This window comes from Luteimonas sp. 9C, assembly GCF_902506295.1.
GTDB lineage: Bacteria > Pseudomonadota > Gammaproteobacteria > Xanthomonadales > Xanthomonadaceae > Luteimonas.
This window is the reverse complement of record NZ_LR733312.1, coordinates 2,591,274-2,612,443: the sequence shown is the minus strand read 5'-3', so window position 1 is coordinate 2,612,443 and position 21,170 is coordinate 2,591,274. Positions and strand designations below refer to the sequence as shown.

General features: G+C 68.7%; 17 protein-coding genes. 1 reads left to right on the top strand and 16 read right to left on the bottom strand.

What is annotated here, in order from left to right; all coding sequences use genetic code 11:
- Positions 1 to 31 precede the first annotated feature (31 nt).
- The 16 genes from CURTO8I2_RS11940 to CURTO8I2_RS11865 all read right to left on the bottom strand — a co-directional run bounded on the left by CURTO8I2_RS11940 (position 32) and on the right by CURTO8I2_RS11865 (position 20,218).
- Positions 32 to 694 (bottom strand): ankyrin repeat domain-containing protein, encoded by a 663-nt coding sequence (locus CURTO8I2_RS11940; protein ID WP_159681285.1) that lies wholly within the window; start codon positions 692 to 694, stop codon positions 32 to 34.
- A gap of 114 nt (positions 695 to 808) precedes the next feature.
- On the bottom strand, positions 809 to 2,371 hold the full coding sequence (locus CURTO8I2_RS11935) for an Mbeg1-like protein (protein WP_159681284.1): 1,563 nt from the start codon (positions 2,369 to 2,371) through the stop codon (positions 809 to 811).
- A gap of 373 nt (positions 2,372 to 2,744) precedes the next feature.
- Positions 2,745 to 3,467, bottom strand: a complete 723-nt coding sequence (locus CURTO8I2_RS11930) for an ankyrin repeat domain-containing protein (RefSeq protein ID WP_159681283.1) — start codon at positions 3,465 to 3,467, stop codon at positions 2,745 to 2,747.
- A 50-nt stretch (positions 3,468 to 3,517) separates the two neighbouring features.
- Complete coding sequence (locus tag CURTO8I2_RS11925; RefSeq protein ID WP_159681282.1) at positions 3,518 to 4,459, bottom strand: DUF2974 domain-containing protein; 942 nt, start codon at positions 4,457 to 4,459, stop codon at positions 3,518 to 3,520.
- 193 nt (positions 4,460 to 4,652) lie between these two features.
- Entirely contained in the window at positions 4,653 to 5,747 is a 1,095-nt protein-coding gene (locus tag CURTO8I2_RS11920) for a peptidoglycan-binding protein (protein ID WP_159681281.1), read from the bottom strand.
- A 36-nt stretch (positions 5,748 to 5,783) separates the two neighbouring features.
- The gene (locus CURTO8I2_RS11915) at positions 5,784 to 6,122 is read right to left on the bottom strand and encodes a hypothetical protein (RefSeq protein WP_159681280.1); all 339 of its coding nucleotides are present in this window, start codon (positions 6,120 to 6,122) and stop codon (positions 5,784 to 5,786) included.
- Positions 6,123 to 6,418: 296 nt separating this feature from the next.
- Positions 6,419 to 7,102 (bottom strand): hypothetical protein, encoded by a 684-nt coding sequence (locus CURTO8I2_RS11910; protein WP_236551093.1) that lies wholly within the window; start codon positions 7,100 to 7,102, stop codon positions 6,419 to 6,421.
- A 49-nt stretch (positions 7,103 to 7,151) separates the two neighbouring features.
- A complete protein-coding gene (locus tag CURTO8I2_RS15465; protein WP_236551092.1) occupies positions 7,152 to 7,931 on the bottom strand; it encodes a hypothetical protein in 780 nt (259 codons plus the stop codon).
- A 44-nt stretch (positions 7,932 to 7,975) separates the two neighbouring features.
- Positions 7,976 to 9,559, bottom strand: coding sequence for a serine hydrolase (locus tag CURTO8I2_RS11900; RefSeq protein WP_159681279.1), 1,584 nt, complete (start codon positions 9,557 to 9,559; stop codon positions 7,976 to 7,978).
- Positions 9,560 to 9,591: 32 nt separating this feature from the next.
- Positions 9,592 to 10,707: a hypothetical protein gene (locus tag CURTO8I2_RS11895; RefSeq protein WP_159681278.1), complete on the bottom strand. Its 1,116-nt coding sequence runs from the start codon at positions 10,705 to 10,707 to the stop codon at positions 9,592 to 9,594.
- Positions 10,704 to 11,744: a DUF1611 domain-containing protein gene (locus tag CURTO8I2_RS11890; protein ID WP_159681277.1), complete on the bottom strand. Its 1,041-nt coding sequence runs from the start codon at positions 11,742 to 11,744 to the stop codon at positions 10,704 to 10,706. Before CURTO8I2_RS11890 ends, CURTO8I2_RS11895 begins: the two co-directional genes overlap by 4 nt.
- A gap of 19 nt (positions 11,745 to 11,763) precedes the next feature.
- Positions 11,764 to 14,094 (bottom strand): TonB-dependent receptor, encoded by a 2,331-nt coding sequence (locus CURTO8I2_RS11885; protein WP_159681276.1) that lies wholly within the window; start codon positions 14,092 to 14,094, stop codon positions 11,764 to 11,766.
- Positions 14,095 to 14,196: 102 nt separating this feature from the next.
- Positions 14,197 to 15,921 carry a D-aminoacylase gene (locus CURTO8I2_RS11880; protein ID WP_159681275.1) on the bottom strand — a complete coding sequence of 575 codons (1,725 nt, stop codon included), beginning with the start codon at positions 15,919 to 15,921 and terminating at the stop codon, positions 14,197 to 14,199.
- Positions 15,922 to 16,012: 91 nt separating this feature from the next.
- Complete coding sequence (locus CURTO8I2_RS11875; RefSeq protein ID WP_201295507.1) at positions 16,013 to 17,161, bottom strand: DUF819 family protein; 1,149 nt, start codon at positions 17,159 to 17,161, stop codon at positions 16,013 to 16,015.
- Positions 17,158 to 18,165, bottom strand: a complete 1,008-nt coding sequence (locus CURTO8I2_RS11870) for a dipeptide epimerase (protein ID WP_159681274.1) — start codon at positions 18,163 to 18,165, stop codon at positions 17,158 to 17,160. The genes CURTO8I2_RS11875 and CURTO8I2_RS11870 overlap by 4 nt, the downstream gene beginning before the upstream one ends.
- A gap of 64 nt (positions 18,166 to 18,229) precedes the next feature.
- Positions 18,230 to 20,218 (bottom strand): serine hydrolase domain-containing protein, encoded by a 1,989-nt coding sequence (locus CURTO8I2_RS11865; RefSeq protein ID WP_201295506.1) that lies wholly within the window; start codon positions 20,216 to 20,218, stop codon positions 18,230 to 18,232.
- Between the two features lie 217 nt (positions 20,219 to 20,435).
- On the opposite strand from CURTO8I2_RS11865, the gene CURTO8I2_RS11860 reads away from it, so the two are divergent.
- Positions 20,436 to 21,152 carry an XRE family transcriptional regulator gene (locus tag CURTO8I2_RS11860; protein WP_159681272.1) on the top strand — a complete coding sequence of 239 codons (717 nt, stop codon included), beginning with the start codon at positions 20,436 to 20,438 and terminating at the stop codon, positions 21,150 to 21,152.
- Positions 21,153 to 21,170: the final 18 nt, after the last annotated feature.

Below are 21,170 nucleotides of genomic sequence, written 5' to 3'. Positions count from 1 at the left end.
GATCGCGCGGGTGTTCAGGGCGACGGCAGACTCAGCCCGTCGCGGCGACGTTCGCTTCCAGCGGCACGCCGTTGGCCTTGAGCCAGGCGACGATCTCGCGCCGCTCGGCGCGGGCGCGGTCATTGAGCAGGTGCGCCGGGAAACCGAAGTACTCGTGCTGGAAGGTCACACCGCGCGAATTCTCCGCCTGCGGCCGGGCGCCCTTGCGCAGCAGGGCGAGGATCGCCGCGCCGCCGTTGGTGCGGCCGGCGACATGCAGCGGCGTGTCACCGTTGCGATCGGCGAGGTTGGGATCGGCGCCGGCGTCGAGCAGTACCTCGGCCTGGCCGACGGTCGGCGACAGCAGCGCCTGCATCAGCGGCGTGGCGCCGGTGTGCGGGTTGGCAGCGTCGACATCGCCGCCCTTGGCGATCACCGCACGCAGGATCGCCGGATCGCCGGAGAATGCCGCCGCATGCACCGGCGTATCGCCCCGCGCGTTGACACGGTCGGGATCGGCGCCGCCATCGAGCAGCGCCGCCACGCTGGTCGCGCGGCGCTGGCGGATCGCTTCCATCAGCAGCGTCTCGCCATCGCTGCCCGGCGTGTCGGGCGCGACATGTTCGAGCTGTCGGCGGATCTCGGCGGCATCGCCGCGGCGGACGGCATCGGCCAGTGGCGCCGTCGTCGGCGAATTGAATGCGTCGTTGCTCATGGACGGCTGTGCACACCCTGCGGCGCAGAGGAGAAGGAGGGTCGAAGACAGGGCACGGAGGCGGATCATGTCAGCGCCCGATCATACGCACGGCACATGCGTGGTCCGTGAGTCTCAGCGGCCGAACAGGCCACCGACGAAGTTCGTCGCGCCCTGCGCCACCCAGCCCGCGCCATCGGCCAAGGTCTCGGTCACCTGGCCGGTCACGTCGGTGGTGAATTCGGCCACATCGCCGGCGCCATCGATCACGGTCGACAGCGCGCTGCCGCCCCAGCCACCGACGTTGCGATCGACCACGCCGGCCAGCTGGTCGGCATAGCCGTCGATGGTGTCTCCGGCGGAATTGAACGCGCCTTCGGCGAAGTCACCGGCCAGACTGACGCCGCCCTGCACGTACTGGCCGTTGGCGAATTCGTTGGCGACCACGGTGTCGACGTCGGTCGCGAAGTCATGCACGTTGCGGGCGTAGTCGTCCTTGGTCGCATCGGGCAGCAGGTTCTGCAGATCACGGCCGGTGGACGACGGATTCTGGTAGCCCGCCTGCCATGGCTGCGCGTCGATCATGCCAGCGGTCAGCGCATTGGGGCTGTGGCTGATGCCGGCATAGGCGACGTTGCCGATCAGGCCCGCCAGCGGCATCACGGCACCGGTCAGCGGATGCCGGGCGATTTCCACACCGGTGTTGATCGCATCACTCTGCGACTGTGAGAAGCCTTCGATCGGTCCGTAGTTGGAGAACATGCTGTTCGCGTCGGCCGCGGCCGGGTTGACCACGATCTGCGTGCCCAGCGCATCCGGCGCGACGATGCCGGTCACCCAGCTGTCCTGCGCATTGGTCAGTGCATCGCTGGACAGCGAATAGGCGCGGATCTGGCCGCCTTCGGCGCTGTCGCGGGCGGACTGCGGATCGATGCCCATGCGGTCGAGCGTGTTGGGATGGATGCCCGACGCATCGAACGTGACGGCGGAAATGCCGCTGGCCAGCGCGCCCACACTGGCGAGACCACCGCCTTGCGAATGGCCGGTGATCGCGAGATTGGAGGAATTGGCGCCGTTGTCGCCGAACACGTTCGCGAACTCGCGCGCGGTATTCACCGCGGTGAGACTGAACTTGTCGCCGTCGTTGGTCTCGTAGCCGAGACCCTGGCGGAAATTGTTGTCCCAGTCCGCGCCGCCTTCGGCCGTGCCGCGATAGGACAGCACGTAGTTGCCGGCGCCGTCGGTGTAGACCTCGGCGCGGAACTCCTGATCGTTGGTCGGCACTGCATCGTTGGCGCCGAGGTACTGCAGACGCCAGGCCTGTGGATCGGCGACGCCCAAGTCCATCAGCTGCTGGTCGCTGACCGCATCCCAGCCTGGCGGCGGCGCACCGCGCGTGCCGTAGACGGCCGTGGCGAGCTGCGACAGCGTGACGTCGAAGGGCTGCGCCTGCGTGCCGCTGGCGACTTCGTCGAGGGTGCTGCCTGCGGGAATCGCATACGGGCTGGTGCCGCCCTGCCCTTGGCCCTGTTGCGGCGCGGTGCCCGGCGCCTGGACCTGCGGGTGATAGCTGGTGTCCGGGCGGTACGGGCCGTTCTGCGGCGGGGGCAGCGGCGAGCCGTATGACTGGAGCGGCGTCTGTTGCGGACGCCAGGTGTCCTGGAGACCACCGATGCCATCGCCAATGGTCAGGGACATGTCCGTGCTCCACCCGGGGATATCGAGGCATTCACGCTATCCCGGACAGCGGGGATTGCCATCTAGGGCCGATCCTAGGGCGTCCGGCCCGTCTGGATCCGACCGGGGACCCGCGCTGCTCGCCCGCGCACGCGCGACGGGCGCACGCTGTCGCCACTCCGCTGCGAACGCGCGGTGCTCGCGCACGTGTCTTTCCCGCCCGCATGTGATGCGGACAGATCGCCTTCCGACGGGACATGCGCTTCGGACAACCCGCACGCACACGGTGCAGTCGCCGTCGTCGGTGCCGGATGTCCCTGCATGACCCAGGGCGTCATCGCTCCATGGCGTCGCGCCGATGCGGCGCGAATCCGGGAGGCCCGTCTGCCCGCTTTCAGTCCGTCCCGGGGTCCAGCCGCACCTGATGCGCCTGCAGCCACGCGACGACCGCCTCGCGCTGCGCACGCGCCGCCGCGTTGAGGCGGGCGTCGGGCGTCTTGAAGAAGAAGCGCTGGAAGGTGGCGCCCTGGCTGTTTTTCGCCAGCGGATCGGCGCCGGCATCCAGCAGGGCCAGCACGTGATCGCCGGCATTGATCATCGCGGCCTTGTGCAGCGGCGTGTTGCCGGTGCGATCCGCCGCGCCCGGATTCGCGCCCGCCGCGAGCAGCATGCGGAATTGCGCGTCGGTGCGCGGACCGGTCGCGCCGGCCAGAGGCGTGGCGTTGGTCTCGCCATGCCGGGCATCGGGATCGCCGCGGCGATCGAGCACGATCCGCAAATAGTCCGGATCGTCTGCGATCGCGGCGCCGTGCACGGCCGTCGCACCGCCAAGGCCGGGGGCGTTCGGATCGGCGCCGGCATCGAGCAGCGCCTTCAGCGCATCCTTGGCCTGCGCCAGCATCGCGATCTGCAGCAGGTTCACGTCCTGCTCGCCGCGCGCATTGGGATCGGCGCCGGCCTGCACCTGGGCGCGCACGGCCTGGGCATCGTCGGCGGCGACGGCATCGGCCAGCGCACCTGCGCGGGCATCGGTGAAAGCGGCTCGAGCGTCCATGGCGTCTCCACTGCAGGCGGCGCCGGACAGCATCAGCAACAGGCTCAGGACTGCGGCGCGCATGCCGGCATTCTCACACAGCGGCCATGGGCATCCGGACGTCACGGATCAGATCAGTTCGCCCACGGCTGCTGCTGCGACAGCGCCTCGATCACCACGTCCTGCATGTGCTTGGCGATGCTGTGGGAGACGATCGACACCGGATTGAAACGGTCGAAGCCGGTCAGCGGCGATGGATCATCGAGCACGATCTCGTGACCGGGTGCATCGGGAATGGCGTTGACGCCCCAGATGTCCTGCTGCGCGGTGGTCAGGGCTTCGCCATCGACGTTGTAGCGGCGGATCTGCCCGTCGGCGGCGTCGGCCTTGGCGATCGCGGGATCCAGGCCCAGGCCTTCGATGGTGCGGTCGTGCACGCCGGAGGCGTTGAAGGTCACCGCGGCGCCGTCGACGGCCATCGCCGCGGTGGCGGCCAGCCCCCCGCCGAGCGAATGTCCGGTGATCGCCAGATCGTCGCCGTAGGCGGCCGACGCCAGCTGCGCCAGCTGCACCGCCTCGTCGTACTGCTCGGATTCCCAACCCAAGCCCTGGCGGAAGTTCGCCGCCGTCCAGTCCTTCAGATCGTTCGAGCCTGCGAACGCCAGCACGTGGTTGCCGTCGCCATCGGTGTAGATGCCGGCCCGGAATCCGCTTTCCGGATTCTCCAGCAACGCCGGATCGATACCCGCCGCCATCAGGTCCACATCGCTGACCCGGCTCCAGTCACCGACCTGCTGCACGGACGGGTCGTAGACCGCGGTCGAAATCTGCATCAGGTCCAGGTCGATCGCCCTGGATTCCTGACCGCGCACTTGGCTGTCGAACGACGCCGCATTCGCGGCATTGCCGCCTGCGGCGAACAGCGCACCGAGTTGCGGGTGATAGCCCGGTTCGAGCTGGTAGCTGCCGGTCGGGATCGACGGCGTGGTCTGCGGCTGCGTGCGCATCGCATCCATCGACGAAACTGCCTGCAGAGTGGATTGCGCGACATTCGACGACTGGACGCTGAAGCTCATGACCATCTCCGCAGGACCGATGGATCCACCCTAGGCATACACGGCGCGCGTCGACAGCTGGGGTGGACCCCAGTTCGACAGGCGCTCGTATTCATTCCAAGCAGAGCGCTCGTCCGATTGCCTGACATCACACGGCACGGGTGCACCACCGTTGAGCAGTGAGTAGGCCTGGCGGGCCCCGACCCTTCCTCGCCTATCGCTCGGGTCCGCAAGCCTCTTGCGTCGATATCTCGGCACCCGGTCGTCCCGCCCTAGTCTGCTCAGACACTGCAGTTTCAAAGTCCTGGCCGGTAGATGCTCGGGAGAATGCTTCTAACGCAGCCCGCAGTGCGTCCGGATCGCCTTGGCGCGCGACGGTCAGCAGGGCATCAAGCGGCGTTCCTGCTGGCTGCGCATTCTCAGGAACGGACCGCGCAGATGCCTGTGCATGTACTGCGCGATCAAGCGCGTTATGCGTCAATGGACCAACCACACCATCCGTCTGCAACCCGTGTTCCGTCTGAAACGTGCGCACTGCCTCCGCCGTGCGAGGTCCGAATACGCCGTCTGCCTCCAGGGGCGCTCCACGGCTGTCACTGAATCCCAGTGCGGCCAGTCCGGCTTGCAGTTCACGGACACCTTGGCCACGCTGGCCTTCACGCACCAGTTCGGAGGCAGCTCCAACCTCCGCTTCTGCTGGAGCTGATTGCATATGCGAATCGGATTGCGCGCCCGTACGGTCGAAGTTGAATTCCGCTTCGACAAATTTCGTGTACCTATCGAGCAACGGCATCACCTTGTCTTCTGACAGACGGAGACCGCCGTAGTCCCGGACCGGGCCATCGTGGTGGTACTTGTAGATGTAGATCCCCCCCTGTCCACGCCTGTCTGCGAGTTCACGGTTGTCAATGAAATGGGAGACCAAGGCGCGTGCTTGCGCGTCTGCATCGAAGCGATTCGCCGTGCCGAGGCCGTATGCCTCGCCGGTGTCGTCGATGAACTGTCCCACCCCCGAGGCAGACGTCGTGCCGGCCGCAGCGTCGGGATTGAAACCGGATTCCACACGCGCGATGGCGAGCACGTGGGCGGTTTCCCGTGCGCTGAGACCCGCCTCTTTCGATCTTGCAACCAGTAGATCGATCACGTGCGACTGTGTTTCCGGACTGGCATCGCCCCAGATCCGGGAGTTGCCGGAAACTCGCTCCTGGGTGTCATCAATCGGCTCCGGGTAATGACTTCGGGGATGAAGCTGTGAAGCCCTGTAGGGGGCACCCTTGGGTTGAATCATGTCGTGATAGATGTTCGGCATCCTTGCCACTCCTTCCCGGGGTTTGGAATCTGTCAATCAGTTTGGTTCTGCCGCGCTTGCGTTGTCGCCTTGACCTCGCAAGCTTGGGCCCTCCACATCCAGGGGCCTTGGACGCGGCGCGTGCTGAATCTTGGGTTGATGCAAGTCGAGCTGCTTCGAGACCTGCGTATAGCCTTCGTTATTGGGATACAGCGACCCCGCACTGCCGAGCATCGCCGGCTGGCTCTGATTCAACGGAACTCCGTCGGCGTCGTAGATGAAGAACCATTCGCAGATGTTGCATCCGATCAGCGGCTCGCCGTATTCAACAACCAGGTATTCGCCACCTCTCGTTGAGCGAGCACACCCCATCCCGACAGGGACGTAGTCAGCCATGCCCTCCGGTTTGGGCAGCGTCTGTGGCCGCGATCCATGAGTCCGTTCGATGACCGCCGCATCGCCATCCCCAACGAGGGAAAAGCGATGGTCGCCGCACTGCAATTCGAAATGCGCGGCGGGTCGTTCCGTCTCGGGTGCCGGTACCCGGCCTCCAGAAGCCACGCCCCCTTTTGGGGAGGCCGAGGCCGGACCTCGTTCTGAACATGCGAGTGCAAGTGGCAGCATCAAGAACGTCAATGATCGGTGTGCCGTTTTCATACATGTCCTTGGTCGGTCGCGCCTGCGCCGATGTGTCAATGCAATGTTGGCGCGGTTGGAAGCGTTTGAGGATCGAAGTCGGAGAATCCGATTTCTCCGAAATCCGCGACGGTCAGCTCTGCCTGCTTCTGAGCGCCGGTCTGGGTGTCCGTCACGCCGCGGACCACTTGCTCGAGCTGCCAGGTCGCTCGCTCCGGTGCATACCGGAAAACGTAGACGCTGAACCAACGCTCGCGTGACCCGCCGGCCACCGCCAGGGTCACGGTGCCCGCCTCGATCCGGGCGTAGGCGTACGGGTCACCCGTCATGCCGCCGCAGCGCTCGCACGGCACGATGCGCGCGTTCTCTGCCGCCTTCCGCAGTTGACCCGATGCATCACGGGTCAGCAGAACGACCATGCGCGCAGGACCCTCGCCGAGCGGTTGCGTGTCCGGAGTCGCTGGCGAGAACACGATCAGTGCGTCGGACGTACCGCGCCCTGTCAGGTCGCCATGCACGGTATCCACGAGGGTTGCGCCCTGCGGAAGGAAGGCGGCCGGATCATTCGCGCCCGACGTTGCACTGGTTGGCGATACATGGGTTTGCGGCGGATGCGTGCGCGACGCATCCGCAGGTGTTGCATCACCTTCTGCGGCCTGTGTCGAGACCGGACCCTCCTGGGCGGCACATCCGAAAAGAAGGACGGAAGAGAACAGCGCAGACATGCTGGGCACATACATCGACGATTCCTTGCAGAAACCTGGCGTTTTAATGGCAGCGGGGGCGATCTCAGATCGACTCGTCGACCACGCGCTGCAGTTGCCAACACGGTGACTGGCCGAAGAGATAGCGCTGCTGGTCGCTGGTATCGGGCGTGCGGATGCGCACTTCCGTCCGACCTTCTGCGGTTGGCGCGATGTCGTAGACGCGACCGCGACCGCCCAGCAGATCCAGGCGCGGCATCACCGGCCAGACCACGTCCGCCAATGCGACTTCCTGCACGACCCGACGCGGCTCCGGCCCAGCCGCGGTGTCGTAACGCTCGACGACGAGCGGATTCGACGTGGTCAGTTCCTGGAACGCGATCTCTCGACCGAAGCGTTCGATGAAGGCGTCGAAGTTCTCGATCGGACAGGCGGCTGCCGGTTCCGCCTGCGTTGCGGCGGCTGGCGGGCCTGCCGGATTCGAAGCGGGCGCGCAGGCCGCAAGTACGAGCGCAAGGCTGACGAGTACGACGCGATGTGCGCGCAGAGGGCTCGAGATCGTGCCGATGCTGCACGCTGGATCCGGATGACTTTCGACCCTGCATCCTGGATCGATGCGGCCGAATTCCGGTTTCGGTCCGCGCACAGCAGTGGTGCGCCGCTTCGAGGCTTTCTTCGAGACCGCACGAGTTCCGGCCCCTGGATTTCTCGCATCCATTTTTGTCTGCACTCCTCTGGCGTCGTCACGACCGCAAGCGCGACGTCGTCGCCCTGGCCGTTGAGCATCGACGATTCCCGCCGTCGAAACGCGCGAAAGGGTTCTCAGTTCGGCAGACGCGCGTGTCGGCGACTGTCGCGACGGCATGTCCGACAAGCCCGGACGCGGCCGCGTCACGCCGGTGCGCAGCGTTACTTCACCGTCTGCGGCTCGAACAGCAGATCCTGGTAGTCGTAGCTGAAATCCGCGGTCGGCGAGATGGCCTGCATGCGGATCTGCGCGACCTTGCCTTCCGCGTCCAGCGCGAAGGCGACCGACGCGGGTTCGATCGCCGCATCGTCCCAGGCCACCCGGAAGGTGTCGTACTGCCAGTGGGTCAGCGTGCCCACCATGCCGGGCGTCTGGCGGAAGTCGATCCGCAGCCTGCCGCCCGTCTCGGTGATGGCGATCGGGCCGTACCAGGCGTCGGCGTAGGGCCCGACGTAGCCCGCTGGCGACAGCGATGGCCGCGTTGCCCTGCGGACCTGCGCGCCGGTCGCGTCCAGCGCGGCCAGGCCGTCGGCGAGGCGCGCCTGGTTCCAGGTGGCGAATGCCGCGACCCAGTCGCGGGGCTCGAAGCCGAGGTAATGGTCGAGCAGCTCGAAACCCAGCCCCCGCAGGACGTCGACGTCTTCGGAATTGATCTGCAGCGAGATGCCGAGGTTCCGCTCGGGCACCAGCACGGTGAAGGCCAGCACGCCGAACACCGCGCCGCCGTGCTGGATGACTTTGATGCCGCGGTAGTCCTGCACGTTCCAGCCCAGCGCATAGCCGGAGAACTGGGGGGTGATGTCGGTGATCGGCGCCGGGTAAGGGCGGATCGGTACAGGTACCTGCGGCGTCCACATCTCGTGCGCCGAAGCTTCGCTGTACAGCCGGCCGCGATCGTCCGGCAGCGCGCCGAGCGCGAGCTGCACCTGCAGCCAGCGCGCGAAGTCCTGCGCGCTCCAGGACAACCCGCCCGCGGCGGCACCGACCTGGCCCAGGCCTTCCCGCTCGGGCAGCAGCTGTTGTGGGCCGAGGCCGCGCAGGCGCGGATCCAGGCGCGCGTGCGGCTGCGCGCGGTTCTCGGTCGCGAAGCGATCGTCCTCGTGACTGGTCGCGGTGCGCATCTGCAACGGCGCGAAGATGCGCTCGCGCACGAAGGTTTCCCAGTCCTGTCCGCTGACCGCTGCCACCACTTCGCCGGCGACGATGTAGAGGATGTTGTCGTAGGCGTAACCGCTGCGGAAACTCGTGGCCGGCGGGATGTGCCGCAGTGCGCGCACGATGTCGGCGCGGCTGCGCGATGTGCGGGGAATGAACAGCAGGTCGCCCGCGCCGAGGCCCAGGCCACTGCGGTGCAGCAGCAGATCGCGCACCGTCATCTCGCGCGTGACCCAGGGATCGTACATGCGGAAATCGGGCATATGATCGATGACCCGGTCGTCCCAGCCGAGCTTGCCGTCGTCGACGAGGATCGCGAGCGCCGCCGCCGTCACCGCCTTGCCGGTCGAACCGGTCGGGAAGATCGTGTCGGCGTCCACCCGCTCCGGCGCGCCGAGCCGGCGCACGCCATAGCCTTTGGCGTGCACGATCTCGCCGTCCTCGACGATCGCGATCGCCATGCCCGGCACGTCGCGGGATAGCATCGCGGCTTCGACCCGCGCATCGAAACCGGCAGGCGGCGCCGCAACGGCGGTGAGGACGCACAGCGACAGAAACACTCCGGCGATGGCCGGCAGAGGGTTCGGCATGACAGCGTCTCCCGTCCTCGCGGACGTCTCGTTCAAGGCAGGGGGGTCACGTCGATCGACCTGCGGCGCCACAGCAGCCATACGCCCCATGTCATCAGCGGCATGACGTAAATCGCCAGGAAATACCAGGTCAGCGTGCCGTAGCCCTTGGCGATCAGGTCGACCAGGCCCACGGCCGTGGCGGCATACACCGCGATCAGCATGACGCCGACCGCAAGCGCCGGCCGCAGCGCGCGCGGCATCGGACGCTGCCGCTCCGCCCATGTGTTGGCGACACGTTCGTTGAGGGCGTGCAACAGCGCGACGCCGGTGTCCACCAGCGTCAGCATCACCGCGATCTGGAACACCCACTCGAACCACGGCGCCTGCAATTTCGCCAGCAGGAACGCCGACGGCAGGGCCTCGGCGCCGATCTCCCGGTAGTAGCCCATCATCGCGATGTAGAACACCACGCCCGGCAGCATGCCCAGTGGTCCTGCCAGCGCGCCGGCGGCGAGCGCTTCGCGGCGACGGCCGAAGTGGCGCACGCAGAACAGCACCGCGGGAATGGTGGCGACGTTGTAGCCGGCGTAGGTCACGCCGGCCTTGAACCACCCGGCCTCGACCGGCACCGACGCAAAGTTCGTCCCGATGCGGTCGCCGAATGCCACCACCGCCCAGATCACGAACGCCACGTAGACCAGATACAGATAGCCGACCGAGGCGACCAGGAATTTTTCGATCGCCGCGGTGCCGCAGAACAGCAGCGCGCCCGTGGCGGCGATCATCGCCAGCGAGCCCGCCACCTTCGGCAGGCCGAACAGGCTGAAGGCGATCTCGCCGGCGGCCGCGCCCATGACCGCAAGGATCACCAGCATCAGCAGCACGTAGCCGATCTCGAACGCGAACCAGCCGCGGCCCAGCAGCACCTTGAAGAACGCGCGGTAATCCCAGGCGCGGGCGACGCGGGCCAGCTCGAAGCTGACCATCAGCACGCCGCTCCACACCAGCATGCTGACCATCATGCCGAGCAGGCCGCCCCAGGGGCCGGCCGGCAGGAAGAACTCGACCAGTTCGCGCCCGGTCGCATACCCGCCGGCGATCACCGCCGCCTGGAACACGAAGCCCGGCAACAGGTAACGCTGGAACCAGCTGGCCCGGCCCGTCATGCGAGACAGGCGTCGACCAGGCGATCGAAGGCCGCGCCGCCGCGGACCGGATCGGCGACCGGCAGGCCCAGCCGGGCAGCAGTGGATGCGATCGCGTCCTGCGCGTCCGCATCGTCGAGCGACGCGGTGTTGAGGCTGACGCCCGCGCAGCGGATCGCGGGATTGGTGCGCGCGCCCAGCCGCAGCGCGAGGTCGATGGTCTCCTCGATCGACGGCACCCGGTAATGCGCATGGCCGAGCATGTGGTCGCGTCCGACTGCGTGGCAGACGACGATGACGTCCGGCTGGCTGCCGTGCAACAGCGACAGCGACACGCCCGCATAAGCCGGATGCGACAGCGAGCCCTGACCCTCGACGACGTCCCAGTGCGCCGGATCCGCGTCGGGTGACAGGAATTCCGCCGCGCCCGCCGCGAAGTCCGCGATCACCGCGTCCATCGGCACGCCCGCACCGGCGATCAGGATGCCGGTCTGCCCGCTGGCGCGGAACGTGGCGTCGAGGCCGCGTTCGCGGAACGCGCGGGCCAGCGACAGGGCGGTGTATTTCTTGCCCAGCGCACAGTCGGTGCCCACGGTGAGCAGACGCTTGCCGGTGCGCTTGCGGCCGTTGGCGACGGGCAGCTCCGCCGGCGGTTCGCGCACGTCGACCAGACGCCGGCCATGCACGACCGCGGCGTTGCGCAGCACATCGATGCTGCTCAGCCTGGCATGCATGCCGCCGACGAGGTCGAGCCCGGCCTGCAACGCATCCAGCAGCGAGGGCACCCAGGCCGCTGGAATCCGGCCGCCGGGATTGGCGACGCCGATGACCAGCGCGCGCGCGCCCAGCGCACGGGCCTGCGTGGGCGTCAGCCACGGCAGGCCGGTGCTGACGGTCGCGCCCGGACACGCGAACTCGCCCAGGCAACGGTCGGGTGCCCAGTCGCGCAAACCGAATGCGGTCTTCGCATAGCCGGGTTCGACGATGTCCCCGAGAAACAGCAGATACGGCTGCGGCAACGCCTCGGGAGCGTGCGGCGCGACGGCGGCAATGGACATGGGGCCGGGTCCGGTCGGCTCAGAACCGGACGTCGAATTCGACGCCGAACGTCCGCGGCTGGATCGGCACCGCGGCCAGGTACGCCAGCGTGCCGCTGAGCGCGCCGGCCGCCGGCGTCATCGACGAGTAGCCGCCTTCGCCGGTGACGTTGCTGACGTAGGCACGCAGCTCCCAGCGCTCGCGCCCGACGCCGGCGTAGAGGTCGAGCGCGCGGTAGCTGTCGAGCCGCAGCGGCGCGGTCACCTCTTCCTGCAACACCGTGGACGGGTCGCCCGGCGCGGTGACGCGCTGGCGCTCGGTGGTGTCGCTCAGGCGATCGCCGGTGAAGCGCAGCACGCCGCCCACCTGGCCGGACAGGCCCTGCGATGTCGTGAACGCGTACTCGGCGGTCGCCGCCCACGACAATGTGGGCACGTAGGGCATGCGATCGCCGGCCAGACCAGTGTTGAGCACGACGTCGAACGCGCCCTGCGGGATGACCGTGGCTTCGAAATCGTTCTTCACCCGCGCCTTGGTGTAGGCCGCATTGAGACCGAGCGACAGGGCCTCGGTGGCGCGGAACTGGGACGCCAGCTCCAGACCTTCGCTGCTCGCCTCGCCGCCGTTGACCAGGCCGCCGATGCCGTTGAACGACGAGGCCACCTGGATGTCGTCCCAGTCGATGCGGAATGCCGACACGTCGACCTGCACGCGGCGGTCCGCGGTCTGGGATTTCAGGCCGACCTCGTAGCTGGCCAGCATCGAGGAATCCACGCTCGGCGGAATCCCCGGCAGCGCGACGTTCGGGCCGCCGGGCTGGTAGCCGGTGGCGACGCGTGCGTACAGCATCGTGTCGTCGGCGAGCTTGAACTGCGGGCTCAGGCTCCAGGTGAACACGTCCTCGCGCGACGCACCCGGCGCATCGCCGATCGGCGCCAGGATGCCCTCGCTGACGTTCTGGCTGAACCACTGGTCGTTGCGCGCCTGGCGCAGGCCGGCGTCGATCTTGAAGCGCTCGCCGAACCGCCACGAGGCGTTGGCGAACAGCGCGACTTCCTTGTAGGTACTCGGCAGGTCGATCACCGCGAGGGTGCCGAACATCGCGTCGAAAGGCGCCGGCAGCGGCGACCCGTCGCGCTGGCCCAGCGCGGCGACCTGGCGCTGCTGCGCGTCTTCCTTGGTGTAGAACACGCCCGCCATCCACTCGAAGCGGCCGCCGGTCTTGGAGCTGAAGCGGAACTCCTGGGTCACCTTGTCGAGGTCGAAGGTGTAACGCACGTTGGAGCTGCCGGGCTCGGGGAACCCCAGCAGCAGGTCGGCCACCTCGCCGAACTGCACCGTGGTGTCGATCTGGTCGAGGGTCTCGGTGTTCGACCAGCCGGTCGCGGACACGAGATCGGCCCAGCCCAGATCCCAGTTCACGCTGAGCGAGGTCAGCGTGAGTTCCTTGGTGAACGGCTGCCGCTGCCAGTTCCGGCCTTCGAATTCGCCACCGAGGGGCGCGTAGGAATCGGGCGCGAGGGCGACCACGGCCCGGTCGTCGGCCTCGATGCGCTGGTGCAGGACCGCAAGGTCCACGTCGACCGCGTCGCCGTCCCAGGCCAGCGCCGCACGCCCGCCGATCTGCTCGCTGTCGTTGATGTCGCGACGGCCGTCGACGGCGTTGTCGGTGTAGCCCGGCAGGCCGTTGCGCGCGAAGCTCAGGCGCAGGCCGAGGCGGTCTTCCTGCAGCGGCACGCCGACGCCGATGCGGCCGTTCCAGTCCTGCCCGCCGTCCGAGACCGAGCGCAGGCCCACGCCGGCACGGAACTCGCGGTTGACCGGGTCCGGCGGGCGGGTGACGTACTTGAGCAGGCCGCCGATCGCGCCGGCGCCGTACAGCGTGCCCTGCGGTCCGCGCAGGACTTCGACACGGCTGATGTCGTAGGGCAGCAGGTCCAGCATCAGCGAGCCGGCGCTCTGGTAGATGCCGCTCGAGCCGACCGGTACCTCGTCGATGTAGGTCGCCACCGTCGCGCCCGACGACAGCGTCGAGATGCCGCGCAGCGAGACCGAGGTCAGGCCGGGCGTGCCGCTGCTCTGCACCTGCATGCCGGGAATCAGCGCGGCGTAGTCGGTCAGCGAACTCGCGGACATGTTCTCCAGCTGGCGTTCGCCGATGACGCTGATCGACGCGCCGACGTCGCGGACGTTCTCCACGCGCTTGTTCGCGGTGACCACCACCGAATCGAGGGTCACCGCCTCCTCCGCGGCCGTCGGGGGACGTTCCTGGGCCAGCGCGGATCCAGCGGCGGCGCAGGCCAGCGTGCTGGCGATGGCGAGCGACAACGGTGAGCGGAACCACGGACGTGCGGATCGGAACGCGTGCATCGGTTGTCTCCCCAGACGATTATCCTGATCAGGGATCATGATCCTAATCAGAGAATTGTCAACACGGTTGGAGAAGCCGGTAGAAAGCCGGGGCCCGACGGCTCACGGCGTGCCCGCCGCCCCGCCCTGCCAGCCCGGCCCGCGGACGACGCGCCCCGGTGTGGCGCCCGTATGCGCGCCATCGCGCAGCACCTGGACGCCATTGACGAAGACGTCGCCGACGCCGCTGGCGAACTGCTGCGGGGCGTCGTAGGTGGCGTGATCGATGATCGTCGCCGGGTCGAACACCACGATGTCGGCATAGCAGCCGGGTTGCAGACAGCCACGCTGTTCCAGCTTCCAGTTCGCGGCCGGCAGTCCGGTCAGGCGGTGGATGCCCTCCTCCAGCGGCATCAGGCCGCGGTCGCGCACGTAGTGCCCCAGGAAGCGCGCGACGTTGCCGTAGGCCCGCGGATGCGTGCTGGATTTGAGGAACACGCCCTCGGGCGCCGACGATTCGGCGTCCGATCCCAGGCTGACCCACGGCTGCTTCAGGCCGAGCTCGACGTTGTCCTCGCTCATCAAGAAGTAGGCCGTGCCGATCCGGGAATCGTCCTCGATGATCAGATCGATCGCGGTGTCCTCGGGCGAGGTGCCGCGCTCGCGCGCAACGTCGGCGAGGCTGCGCCCGCTCAGCGGCTTGAGCGCCGGATTGTGGAAGTCGAGCAGCAGCAGGCGGTCGTCGGCGCCGGCCAGCAGCCGCAGGTTTTCCCAGTCGACGTCCGGATTGCGCATGTCGGCGAGCACGCGTGCGCGGATCGCAGGGTCGCGCAGCCGCGCGATCATCGCGTCGTGGCCGCCGGCCTGGACCCACGGCGGCAGGCTCGCGGTCAGGCCGGTGCCGCCGGCGGTGTAGGCATACATGTCGGCGCTGACCTGCAGGCCTTCGGCGCGCGCTTCGTCGATCCGGGCGATGGCCTGCGCCATCTTCGGCCAGTTCTTCTCGCCCGCGGCCTTGAGGTGGTACACCCCGGCGCGTTGTCCGGTGGCGCGCGCGATGGCGATGGTCTCGTCGAGCGCCTCGAGAAAGCGGTCGGCCTCGCTGCGCATGTGCGAGACATAGCCGCCGCCCGATTCGGCCGCGGCCTGCGCCAGGGCGACCAGTTCGGTGGTGTCGGCGAACGTCGCCGGTGGATAGATCAGGGAACTGCCGACGCCGAGCGCACCTTCGCGCATTGCCGCGCGCACCACGTCCTGCATGCCGGCGAGCTGCGCGGGGGTCGGGGTGACGTCGTCTTCGCCGAGTTCGTGGATGCGTACCGTGGTCGCACCGACGAACGAGGCGACGTTCGGCGTGATGCCGCGCTGCTCGAGGAACTCGAGATATCCGCCGAACGAGGTCCACGGCATGTCGTAGCGGAGGTCGCCCTGCTGCTTGAGCGCGTCGGCCTTCATGCGCGCGTTGACCGGTCCCATCGACCAGCCTTCGCCGAAGATCTCCAGCGTGATGCCCTGCCGGGTGTCGCTCATGCCGCGGCCGTCGACGATCAGGGATTCGGTCGCCCAGCTCAGCGTGTTGATGAAGCCCGGGGACACCGCGCGGCCCTGCGCGTCGAGCGTGGTGCCGGCGACGGCGGCGCTGCCCGGCGGCAGCAGCGCCGCGATGCGGTCGCCGCGTACGGCCACGTCGACGCGCTGCGGCGGTGCGCCGGTGCCGTCGTAGACCAGGCCGTTGCGGATCAGCAGGTCGTAGGGGGCGGACGCCGCGGTGGATCCGGGCGTCGTGCTGCAACCGGCCAGCGCGAGCGCACACGCGGACGCCAGCAGGACAGGGGTCAGTCGATACATCGTCGGTCTCCAAACATCCGATGCGGACATTCCCGGCTGTCCGCGAACCCGGCGCGCGCGGGTGCGCGCGCCGTCCCATCCCGTTGCCCGCTCACGATGCCAGCGATTCGAACAGACCGATGCCCACGAAGTTGCCGAGCACATAGCCCAGCACGCCCGTGGCGACGGCCGGCACCGCCAGTCGCCGCCAGCCGAACAGCACCGCGAACGCGATCGCGATCGGTGGTCCGCCGATGCAGGCTGAGGACGCGATGACGATCTCGGCGTGGTTGAGCCGGCACAGCCGGGCGCCGGCCAGAATGAAGAGGATGTGGACCGCGAAGATGATCAGCACGTAGGCGAACAAGGCCGGCGCCGCGCCCAGCATCGCGCCGATGTCGGCGCCCGCGCCCAGCAGCGCGAAGAACAGGTACATGAACAGGGTGGCGGCCAGTTCCGGTCCCGCGATCGTGCGCAGCCAGCGCCGGCCGAGCGTGGCGATCGCGACCATCAGCAGGGTGATGTAGAGGATCGCGTAGGCCGATTGCCCCAGCGCGTCCGCGATCGCGGTGCCCGCCGCGCAGGCCAGTGCGGCCAGCCCCAGCGCCAGCGCCAGATCGATGACCGTGGGCACGCGCTGCGCCGTGTCGGCCTGATCGACGGCCTCGGTCAGGCGGTGCGCACGCCATGCGAAGTGGCGGCGGAAGACCGCCCACGACGCCGCTGCTCCGACCATCAGCAGGTAGCCCAGCCCGACCACGTTGTCGATGGCCACGCCCGCGGCCAGCGCGCTCGGGTCGCGGAAGCCGATGGCGTCGGCGACTGCCGCGAAGTTCAACGAGCCGCCGACGTAGGTCGCGCTGAACACTGCGGCGTACTGCGCTTCGAACGGCCCCAGGTCGAGCAGCTGCGCGCCCAGCCACGCGCCGGCCGCCACCCCGACCGCGCCGAACAGGAACGCCACCAGCGTGCGTCCGCCTTCGACCACGATGCTGACCAGGTCGGCGCGCAGCAGGAACAGCGCGATCGCCAGCGGCACCAGATAGGTCCAGATGGCCCCGTAGACCGGCGCCGACGCCGGAATGATCCGGAAGTGGGCCAGCACGATCGCGATCGCGATGACCAGCATCACGCCGGAGACGCGGCGACCGAGCCGTGTCTTCTCGAGCAGCGCGCCGATCGCGGTGATGCCGAAGAACACCGCGAGCAGCGCGAACGCGTTGTCGGCGGGCACCAGCGACGTCGCGCTCGCGGGGCTCATGCGGCGTCCGGCCCCCAGACCTCGTCACCGCACCAGATGTGCCCGTCGGTGTAACGCACCGACGGCGTGCGGTCCTGCCGGAGGAAGATCGGCCCGTCCAGATCCACCACGTCGCAGAACTGCCCCAGCACGAACGCGGGCGCCGCCGCCAGGCTGGTGCCGCACATGTTGCCGACCATGACCTGCTTGCCGAGTGCGCGCGCGCGGCGCGCCATCAGCAGTCCTTCGGTCAGGCCGCCGCACTTGTCGAGCTTGATGTTGATTACGTCGAAGTGGTGGTGGCGCGCTTCGAGCTCGGCGAGATCGAGGATGCTTTCGTCGGCGGCGAACGGCAGCGCGCGCGCGATGCCGTCGAGCTCGTGCTCGCGGTCGCGGACGCAGGGCTGTTCCAGCAACGCCACGCCCGCGTCCAGCAATGCCGGCAGCAGGCCCGGCAGCGATGCGCCGTCGTAGCCCTGGTTGGCGTCGACGCCGATCCACGCCGCCGGACAGCGCGCACGCACCGCGCGCACGCGCGCCGCGTCGAGGTGCGCATCGCCGGTCAGCTTCAGCTTCAGCGCGCGCGCCTGCGTGTAGGCCGCGGCGCGGTCGGCCATGACGGCGGGATCGTCGGCGCCGACGGTGAAGGTGGTCAGCAGCGGCCGCACGCCGTCGAGACCGGCGAGCCGCCACACCGGCACGCCGGCCTGCTGCGCTTCGAGTTCCCACAACGCGGCGTCGAGTGCATTGCGGGCGCCACCGGCGGGCAGCAGCGTGCGCAGCGTCTCGCGATCGAGCCCCGCCTCGATGCGCGGCCGCATCGCCTCCAGCGTGGCCAGCATCGTGTCGGGATGATCGTGCGTGTAGTAGACGCCGGCGGCTTCGCCGCGTCCGACCTGCGCGCCGGCGCGCAACGTCACCACCGTCGCCGGCATCGCCTCGAAGACGTGTCCGGCGATCCGGAACGGCGCCGACAGCGGCAGGGGTTCGTTGTGCAGCTCGAGTTCGACCGGCTGGGCAGTCACGCGGGTTCCTCGTCGAGGCAGGGGCGAACGCACCAGCGGCGGATGCCGCCGGTGCGTCGGGTCGTCAGTAGTTCGCGCCGAAGCCGATGACGTGATGGGCGAAGCCGATCCACAGCAGGAACAGGCAGGCCAGCGCCAGCAGCACGGCCCACAGCCTGGCCAGCACGCGACGCCGGCCGCGCAGCACCTGCCAGGCGTTCCAGACCGCGACCGCCGCGCCGAGCGGCAGCACCACGGTGGCGAACAGCCGCACGGCGATGATCAGGACATCGGTGTCCGGGCTGGTCATCGCGAGGTTACTCAGCATTCCTACCACCAGCGCCAGGGCGGCGCCGGTCGCCAGCAGGACCAGCAGCGCGGCGATCCGCACCAGGCGATGCGCGCGGGCATCAGTGCCGGCCAGCCGGTAGGGCGCGCCGTAGTAACGACGCACCAGCGCCGAGACCGGCCAGGCCAGGACCGTCAGCAGCAGCACGACGAGGCTGGCGACCAGCAGCGGCATCGACAGTGCGCGCCAGGCCGAGATGCGCTCGAACACCATGATCGGCGCATACGGCTCCATGGTGAAGCGCACCACCCGACCGTCGACGACGTCGGCCGCCAGGCGGTCCGTGCTGTCGCGGTCCTGCCACACGTAGGGTGCGATCTCGCGCCACTGCTTGGGTGCGCCGCTCGCGCCCGTCGCCATCGCCACGGTGATCGTGCCGTCGGCGTTGGCGACCACCTTGACCGGGCCCAGCATGTTGGCCAGCGAGACGAAGTTGCTGTCCGGCCGGCGGCTGCTCGTGTACGTGCCGGCGATCTGCTGCGCATGCGCCTTGGCGTCGGCCTCCGGCACGCCGGGCGTCCGCGCGGGCGTGCCCGGCAGATAGCGGTCGGCGAAGCCGCGCGACAGCGCGTTGCGGATGTGGCCGGTGGCGCCGTCGCGGCCGGAACTGTTCATCGACACGAACAGGCCGATGCCGTCGTCGAGGAACAGCTGCAGGTCGCTGTGGAACCACTGCGTGTCGCCGCCATGCGAGATCGCACGATGGCCGTTGACCGAGGTTTCGTAGAACCCCAGCATCATGCGGTTGAGCGGGCCGATCGAGGCCTGCGCGGTCGAATGCATCTGGCGCGCGGTGTCCGCGCGCAGGATCCGCGCATCGCCCAGTGCCCCGTCCTGCAGGTGCGCGATCATGAAACGGCCCATGTCGGCGCCGGTGGAGGCTAGGCTGCCGGCCGGCGCCAGGCTGATGAATTCGTAGGGCTTGGCCTCGCCGTCGGAGGCCGTCGCATAGCCCTTCGACATGTTCGCCAGCAACGGCGCCCGCAGCGGCTGGCGGAAGCTCGAACGGTCCATGCCGAGCGGCTGGAAGATGTGGCGCTCGATGTAGTCGTCGAAGGATTCACCCGACACGCGCTCGACGATGTAGCCGGCCAGCGCGGTCGCATAGTTCGAATAGGCGGGCGTGGCACCGGGCACGTGGATGCGTTCGGGCACCCAGTACTTGAGGGCGTCGCCGAGCGGCGTGATCTCGTCGGGATCGGCGGTGATCAGCGCGCGGATCTGTTCTTCGAAGCCGGTGGTGTGGGTCATCGCCTGGCGCAGCGTGACCGGCGTGCCGTCGCGCGCCGGGATCTCGAAATCGAGGTACTGGTTGACGTCGGCGTCGAGGTCCAGCTTGCCCTGCTCGACCAGCTGCATCACCGCCGTCCAGGTGAAGAGCTTGGACACCGAGCCCGGGCGGAACAGCGTGGCGGCAGGATCGACCGGCGTGCGCGCGGCGACGTCGGCGTGGCCGTAGCCCTTCTGCACCAGCACCTCGCCGTCCTTGACCACCACGACGACGGCACCGGCGATGTCGCCCGCGGCCAGCGCGTAGGGCACGAAGCCGTCCAGCCAGGCTTCGGCATCCGCGGCCGTCAGCGCAGGCGCGCCGTCCGGTGTGACCATTGCCGGGGCCACCGCGCCGGCAGCGTCGACCGGGGCCGCGGCAGGCGCGGTGGGCACGCTCACGGGCGCAGGCGGAATCGTCGGGTCCTGCGCCGCGGCGACGGCCAGGCCCGTCATGCACAGCCCAGCCAACAGGAAGGTTCGAATCACGCGCATCGCACTGCCCCGGTTTGTCCTGATTGGCGATAGTGATCCTAATCAGAGAATTGTCAACCGTGCCGGAAGTCCCCATATCGGCCGCTGGCGCAGGGCGACAGATGCCGCGGCGCCTTTCCACCGGTCGCCCGCTGAGGCGATGATGATCCCGAAACGAACACGAACGGACCCCAGACGGATGACAGCGCAACACCCCACCATCGGCCACCTGCTGCGCTCGCTGCGCGCGCGCAAAGGCTGGACGCTCAAGCAGATGAGCGCGCATTCGGGCATCCCGCTGTCGACGCTGTCCAAGGTCGAGCACGACCGGCTGACGTTGACCTACGACAAGCTGCTGCAGCTCAGCCAGCGCCTGCAGCTGCGCATGTCGGAGCTGTTCGCCGAGGAAGACGCCGCGCCCGAGCCGCCGGTCACCGCGCGACGCAGCATCGGCCGCGTCGACGATGCGATCCGCATCACCACGCCGAACTACGACTACTACTACCTGTGCCCGGAACTGCGCCGCAAACGCATGATCCCGGTGCTGACCCGCGTGCGGGCGAAGACCATCGCCGAGTTCGGCGCTCTCGTGCACCACTCCGGCGAGGAGTACATCCACGTGCTCGAAGGCCGCATGGAAGTGCACACCGAGTTCTACGATCCGATCGTGCTCGAGACCGGCGAAGGCGTGTACATCGACTCGAACATGGGCCATGCCTACATCGCCGCCGAGGGCTGCGACGAGGTGCTGCTGCTGGGCGTGTGCTCGAGCGCCGACGAGCAGCTGATGGAATCCCTGCTCACGCTGCATGCCGAAGAGGGCGCTGCGCAGCAAGCACCTGCGCGCCCCGAGACAGCCGCCGCGCCGCCCAGGCGCGTGGCCAGGAAGCCGGCGAAGCCCCCCGCCAAGCGCTGACCGCGCGCCGCGGCGTGG

Coding starts and splice junctions, on each gene's coding strand:
- CURTO8I2_RS11940 (WP_159681285.1), bottom strand. CDS start 694: ATGAGCAACGACGCATTCAATTCGCCGACGACGGCGCCACTGGCCGAT.
- CURTO8I2_RS11935 (WP_159681284.1), bottom strand. CDS start 2,371: ATGTCCCTGACCATTGGCGATGGCATCGGTGGTCTCCAGGACACCTGG.
- CURTO8I2_RS11930 (WP_159681283.1), bottom strand. CDS start 3,467: ATGCGCGCCGCAGTCCTGAGCCTGTTGCTGATGCTGTCCGGCGCCGCC.
- CURTO8I2_RS11925 (WP_159681282.1), bottom strand. CDS start 4,459: ATGAGCTTCAGCGTCCAGTCGTCGAATGTCGCGCAATCCACTCTGCAG.
- CURTO8I2_RS11920 (WP_159681281.1), bottom strand. CDS start 5,747: ATGCCGAACATCTATCACGACATGATTCAACCCAAGGGTGCCCCCTAC.
- CURTO8I2_RS11915 (WP_159681280.1), bottom strand. CDS start 6,122: ATGGCTGACTACGTCCCTGTCGGGATGGGGTGTGCTCGCTCAACGAGA.
- CURTO8I2_RS11910 (WP_236551093.1), bottom strand. CDS start 7,102: ATGTATGTGCCCAGCATGTCTGCGCTGTTCTCTTCCGTCCTTCTTTTC.
- CURTO8I2_RS15465 (WP_236551092.1), bottom strand. CDS start 7,931: ATGCCGTCGCGACAGTCGCCGACACGCGCGTCTGCCGAACTGAGAACC.
- CURTO8I2_RS11900 (WP_159681279.1), bottom strand. CDS start 9,559: ATGCCGAACCCTCTGCCGGCCATCGCCGGAGTGTTTCTGTCGCTGTGC.
- CURTO8I2_RS11895 (WP_159681278.1), bottom strand. CDS start 10,707: ATGACGGGCCGGGCCAGCTGGTTCCAGCGTTACCTGTTGCCGGGCTTC.
- CURTO8I2_RS11890 (WP_159681277.1), bottom strand. CDS start 11,744: ATGTCCATTGCCGCCGTCGCGCCGCACGCTCCCGAGGCGTTGCCGCAG.
- CURTO8I2_RS11885 (WP_159681276.1), bottom strand. CDS start 14,094: ATGCACGCGTTCCGATCCGCACGTCCGTGGTTCCGCTCACCGTTGTCG.
- CURTO8I2_RS11880 (WP_159681275.1), bottom strand. CDS start 15,921: ATGTATCGACTGACCCCTGTCCTGCTGGCGTCCGCGTGTGCGCTCGCG.
- CURTO8I2_RS11875 (WP_201295507.1), bottom strand. CDS start 17,161: ATGAGCCCCGCGAGCGCGACGTCGCTGGTGCCCGCCGACAACGCGTTC.
- CURTO8I2_RS11865 (WP_201295506.1), bottom strand. CDS start 20,218: ATGACGGGCCTGGCCGTCGCCGCGGCGCAGGACCCGACGATTCCGCCT.
- CURTO8I2_RS11860 (WP_159681272.1), top strand. CDS start 20,436: ATGACAGCGCAACACCCCACCATCGGCCACCTGCTGCGCTCGCTGCGC.